2 protein-coding genes and 1 pseudogene are annotated in these 3,500 nt (G+C 71.7%); 1 reads left to right on the forward strand and 2 read right to left on the reverse strand.

The genetic code is table 11. The features are described 5' to 3' along the window. Positions 1 to 188, reverse strand: a pseudogene (locus ACLEQD_RS39430) (hypothetical protein); the annotation flags it as partial. After that, positions 185 to 1,687, reverse strand: coding sequence for a glucan biosynthesis protein (locus ACLEQD_RS39435; protein ID WP_410391072.1), 1,503 nt, complete (start codon positions 1,685 to 1,687; stop codon positions 185 to 187). The gene ACLEQD_RS39435 and the pseudogene ACLEQD_RS39430, both read right to left, overlap by 4 nt. Before the next feature lie 574 nt (positions 1,688 to 2,261). On the opposite strand from ACLEQD_RS39435, the gene ACLEQD_RS39440 reads away from it, so the two are divergent. Beyond that, entirely contained in the window at positions 2,262 to 3,446 is a 1,185-nt protein-coding gene (locus ACLEQD_RS39440; RefSeq protein ID WP_410391070.1) for a DEAD/DEAH box helicase, read from the forward strand. The last annotated feature ends 54 nt before the right edge of the window (positions 3,447 to 3,500 follow it).

Raw genomic sequence — 3,500 nt, forward strand, 5'->3', positions numbered from 1 at the left:
AGCGCCAGCGCGGCCTCCGGCGACAGGGACAGCTCGCGCGCGCCCAGGACCCAGCCCGCCAGCCGCTCCAGGTCGCCGCGAGCGGTGAAGCCGAAGTCCTGGAAGAAGCCCACCAGCGCGGCCCGGGTGTCCGCTCGGGCCTCCTGCGGCATCGCCGGGGCGAAGGAGATGAACGGGTGCGTGGTCACGGAATCCACAGGTAGCTCCAGGTCTCGGTGAGGGTCTCGGAACCGCGTTTCAGGAAGCAGCGCAGCTCGACGGGGCCTTCCGCGTCGGGCATGAGCTCGAAGGCCGCGCGGAAGCCGCCGGTGACGGCGTGGACCTCCGCGCGCGGGTGCAGCACCTGGCCGCGTGAAGCGGTGACGACCGCCTCCACCGGGCCCGTGCCCTCACCGCTGGCCTTCGTGAAGTCGAGGACGAAGCGGCGCGCCCCCGGCTTGCTGCCCGCCGCGACACGCGTCGCCGCGACGGTGGAACCTCCGGCCTTCGCGCCCTCGGGGGCGAAGCCCCAGGACAGCCGGTAGGAGAAGCGAAGCTGTGCACCTGCCCGCACCGGCGCATCCGGCACCCAGAAGGCCACGATGTTGTCGTGGATCTCCTCGCGGGTCGGCAGCTCCACGAGCCGCACGGAGCCCGCGCCCCAGTCGCCCACCGGCTCCACCCAGGCGCCCGGACGCCGCTCGGAGCGCGCCTCCAGGTCCTCGTAGCTGCTGAAGGCCTGGTCGCGCTGCAACAGGCCGAAGCCCGCCAGCCCGTCCGTGTGGAAGCTGCTCACCTGGATCTGCCGGGGGTTCTTCAGGGGGCGCCACAGCCGCTCGCCGTTCTTCATCCACACGGAGATGCCGTCGGAGTCGTGCACCTCCGGGCGGAAGTCGTCGAAGTCGCCCCGGTCGTTCTCCCCGAAGAGGAACATGCTGGTGAGCGGCGCCACGCCCAGCTGGCGCACCGCCTTGCGCGCGAACACCGTGGCGTCCACGTCCATCACCGTCCGCTCACCCGGGTGGATGGCGAAGCGGTACGCGCCCGTGACGCTGGGGCTGTCCATCAGCGCGTGCACCACCACCGTGTCCGAGCCCTTCGCCGGCGTCTCCAGCCAGAACTCGCGGAACGTGGGGAACTCCTCGCCCCCCGGCTGCGCCGTGTCGATGGCGAGCCCGCGCGCGGACAGGCCGTACACGTTGCCCCTGCCCAGCGCGCGGAAGTAGCTGGCGCCCAGGAAGGCCACCAGCTCGTCGTAGTAGTCCTTCGTGTTGAGCGGCGCGTTGAGGCGGAAGCCCGCGAAGCCGTTCACCCTGCCCCCGGGCGGACTCCCCACCAGCGGGCCGTAGGTGAACTGGTCCGTGGAGAACGGCACCGGGCGCGCCCTGCCCCCCTCCACCACGTTCACGCCCACCGGACGCGTGTAATAAAAACCGGGGTGGAAGAACTGCGCCCGGAACGGCAGCCCCTCTTCACGCCACAGCGACGCGGCGTCGCGGAAGCGGATGTCGCGGTACTGATCGTAGGAGAGCTTCTCGAAGGCCGGGGGCACGCCGACGGGCGGCTCCTGGTACGGCTTCGCGGCCAGCGCGCGGGCCTGCTGCTCCACCGTCGCCGCCGAGAAGCCGGACGCCTCCACCGCCGCCCCCACCCTGGGCTGCTGGGCACACGCCAGCGCCCCAACGCACAGCCCCATCCCCCAGGCCATCCCCACCGTCTGTCGCTGCCACCGCTTCAAGTCCCGCTCCTCACCAGGGGCCACCGCCCGCGCCATTACGGCGCGACGCGGCAAAGGCTAGCAACGGCCATGCCAAGCGACAGGCCCTGGGAAATTACCCAATCATTCCAAGGAGCTACCCCTGGGCGGGCCCTGGATGGACACTTGGTGCTCCAAGGATTCCGGCCGCTTGGGAGGGGGTCCGGGAGAGGGGCTGTCGGCGGCTGGAGTGGGGGGTTGTGGACGACGGGGACAGGCGGCCAACAGCCCTGTCCGAAATCTCCACAGCGGCGTGGGGCAGCCGGGTGGGGAGGATTTCCCGGGACATTGCCCCCCGTTGCAGGCAGTGTGGCCGGGCCCTGGGCGGCGCCGGGAATCCATCCGGAGGCCCAGGGGTTCCAAGACGTTTCCAGGTGCCTCGGGCCGCAGGTTGGCCTGACCGCGTACCGCCAGGCGCCCCCGCAATACCGCGGGAGGGCGCGCTGCGCGGTCGGTCCCCCGCCAGAAGGGGGAGTGGTCCCCCGCCAGAACGGGGAGCGCGCCCACCCATCTCATGCGGGATTTCATGACTTTCGACGAACTGCAGTTGACCGATTCGCTCCTCAAGGCCGTCAAGGCGGAGGGCTACACCACGCCGACGCCCATCCAGGTGAAGGCGATTCCCCATGCCCTCGCGGGCAAGGACGTGCTGGGCGTGGCCCAGACGGGCACGGGCAAGACGGCGGCGTTCGCGCTGCCCATCCTCCAGCGCCTGTCGGCGAAGGCGCCCGCGGGCGGCGCCCGTCCGGTGCGCTGCCTGGTGCTGACGCCCACGCGCGAGCTGGCCAGCCAGGTGAGCGACAGCTTCGGCACCTACGGCAAGCACCTGCCCCTGCGCCACGCGGTGGTGTTCGGCGGCGTGGGCCAGAACCCGCAGGTCCAGGCGCTGCGCCAGGGCGTGGACATCCTGGTGGCGACGCCGGGGCGCCTGTTGGATCTCATCGACCAGGGCTTCGTGACGCTGCGGGCGCTGGAGGTGTTCGTGCTCGACGAGGCGGACCGCATGCTGGACATGGGGTTCATCCACGACGTGCGGCGGGTCATCAAGGTGCTGCCGCAGGTGCGCCAGACGCTGTTCTTCAGCGCGACGCTGCCGCCGGACATCATGGACCTGGCGCGCAACATCCTGAAGGACCCCGTGCGCGTGGAGGTGTCCCCCGCGTCCAGCACGGCGGAGACGGTGAGCCAGCAGGTGTACTTCGTGGAGCGCGAGGAGAAGCGCGCGCTGCTCACGCACCTGCTCCAGGACGCGAAGGCGATTCCGCGCGCGCTCGTCTTCACGCGCACGAAGCACGGCGCCAACCGCGTGGCCAAGCAGCTCACGGCGGCGGGCGTGCGCGCGGACGCCATCCACGGCAACAAGAGCCAGAACGCCCGCGAGCGCGCGCTGGACGAGTTCCGCGCGGGCACCCTGCGCGTGCTGGTGGCCACGGACATCGCGGCGCGCGGCATCGACATCGACGGGCTGTCGCACGTGTTCAACTACGACCTGCCCAACGTGCCGGAGCAGTACGTGCACCGCATCGGCCGCACGGGCCGCGCGGGCGCCAGCGGCCAGGCCGTGTCCTTCTGCGACACCGAGGAGCGCGCGTACCTGCGCGACATCGAGCGCACCATCCGCCGCAGCGTGCCGGTGGTGGCGGACTCCGCCTTCCGTTCGCAGCTGCCCCTCCCCTGCCCGGTGACGTGGAGGACAGCCGTCCCCCGATGAACCGGGGTGGCCGGGGCCCGTCGCGCGGCAACGGCGGCGGCGGCGGTGGCGGTC

The sequence above is a fragment of the Corallococcus sp. 4LFB genome (assembly GCF_046520365.1).
In the GTDB taxonomy this organism is placed as follows: domain Bacteria; phylum Myxococcota; class Myxococcia; order Myxococcales; family Myxococcaceae; genus Corallococcus; species Corallococcus caeni.

Bases quoted from the DNA above. Each gene is read 5' to 3' on its own strand.
- ACLEQD_RS39435 (WP_410391072.1), bottom strand. From the start codon at position 1,687: ATGGCCTGGGGGATGGGGCTGTGCGTTGGGGCGCTGGCGTGTGCCCAG.
- ACLEQD_RS39440 (WP_410391070.1), top strand. From the start codon at position 2,262: ATGACTTTCGACGAACTGCAGTTGACCGATTCGCTCCTCAAGGCCGTC.